We start from the raw sequence: 1,755 nt of genomic DNA on the forward strand, positions 1-1,755 counted from the left end.
GGGGCCCGGGCTGGCGGCAAGGCCGTTTTGGGGCTTCTCCAGGAGGGGCCCCCGTCCAGTAATACGGGGGTAAACCCCCCCCCATCGAAGGGGAGGCGGCAGGCATGAACCGGTCGAAGGTCGATTTTTGGGCGTTTCGGTGCAAGGACGACCTGCAGGCCATCCAGAAGGCCCTAGGGGGCGTTTTCGCGGGCTCCCCGCAGTCACCCCGCCTGGAATACCGGAAAAGCGGCTGGAGGGGCTACCAGGCCTGCGCGGACGTGTGCCTGGGCGACATGGCGGTGGGCATGCTGGCGCACGGCGGGGAGAACCAACGCGGATGGGCCTATGTGGGCTTGACCGGGCGCGGCTGCGAGTGGGTGAAGGACTGGGACCTGGCGCAGGAGGCAGCGGAGGAGTGCCCGCAGTACCAGGTGAAGCGGATCGACCTCGCGGTGGATAGCTTCTCGAAGGAAACCGGCTTCGAGGCAGCGCTGGCGGCGTACCGGGCCGGGGAGTTCGCGCCAGCGGGCTCAGGCGGCAGGCCGCCGAAGTGCATCACGATCATTGGCGAACGGCCAGAGGACGGGCGCACGATCAACGTGGGCAACCGCGAGGGGGACAAGTTCTTCCGGGGCTACGAGAAGGGTAAGCAGCTGCTCGGGCCGTTGATCACCTCTGCTATGCAGCGCGATCCGGAATCGTTCGACTGGGGCGACTGGCTCATGGCGACGGTGCCTTTGTTCGAGGATGGCGAGGTGCGCGCGGTGTCGATGTGGGACTGGTTCCGCCACGAGCTGGAGCTTAAGCCGCAGAGTGCACCGCTTCCGGACGACATCATCGAGCGGCGCGACCAGTACTTTGCGGGCGCGTATCCGTACCTGTCGAAGGTGCTGCAAGGCGTTGAACCCGAGGTGCTCGTGATGCGGCGTGAGCGTGGGCCGCAGCTGGACCTGTCCTTGGCGCTGGCGAACGTGCGGCGGATGTTCGGCGACACCCTGTTCACTGCGCTGGTGGCGTACCACGGCGACATTGGCGCGGTGTGGTCCAAGATCGTCGGCAAGAAACACAACCAGAACCTTCTGCGGGCTGGCGTGCTGCTGGTGGACCACGACTAACCAAGCGGGGGGACCGGGGGGCGGTAGCCCCTCCACGTCGCCGGAGGCCTGTGCATCACATCACGCCGAAGGCGGGTGCGGTGGCGTCCCGGCGCCTGTGTTCGCGTGCGCCGCTGGTGGCGTCGCCTGGCTGGTCTTCCGCGCCCTCTAGGCCCTAGGTGCTGCGGGCCCTCCTGGCTAGATCGCTTGCGATGTGGTGCACGGTGGTGCACAATGGCGCGACCGTCACCACCAGTTTGTCCCCCACCATGTCCGAACGCATCCGACTCACCATTAGCGTCACTCCCGAGGTGCATGCCATCTTTTCCCGCATGGCCGACGCGGCTGGCATCTCCCTCGGGCGCTGTATGGGCGACTGGCTGGCCGACACGGCAGAAGGTGCCCAGTTCGTGGCCGCCAAGATGGAGGCCGCTCGGAGTGCTCCCAAGACCGTTCTGCGCGAGCTTCACGCCATGTCTGCCGGTCTCCACGACCTCATCGGCCAGTCCATTGGCCGCCTGCCAGCCAGCCCGGGAGGGCGCCCGCCTGCGGGCGGGGCCCGGGCTGGCGGCAAGGCCGTTTTGGGGCTTCTCCAGGAGGGGCCCCCGTCCAGTAATACGGGGGTAAACCCCCCCCCATCGAAGGGGAGGCGGCAGGCATGAACCGGTCGAAGGTCGAT

The 1,755-nt window shown here is 67.5% G+C and carries 1 protein-coding gene; it reads left to right on the plus strand.

The window, feature by feature from the left end; all coding sequences use genetic code 11:
• Positions 1-104 precede the first annotated feature (104 nt).
• Entirely contained in the window at positions 105-1,097 is a 993-nt protein-coding gene (locus AC1ECW_RS16230; RefSeq protein WP_481202296.1) for a replication initiation factor domain-containing protein, read from the plus strand.
• Positions 1,098-1,755 lie beyond the last annotated feature (658 nt).

Source organism: Caldimonas hydrothermalis, from assembly GCF_056746695.1.

Excerpts from the sequence above, each read along its gene's own strand:
- AC1ECW_RS16230 (WP_481202296.1), top strand. The coding sequence starts at position 105 with ATGAACCGGTCGAAGGTCGATTTTTGGGCGTTTCGGTGCAAGGACGAC.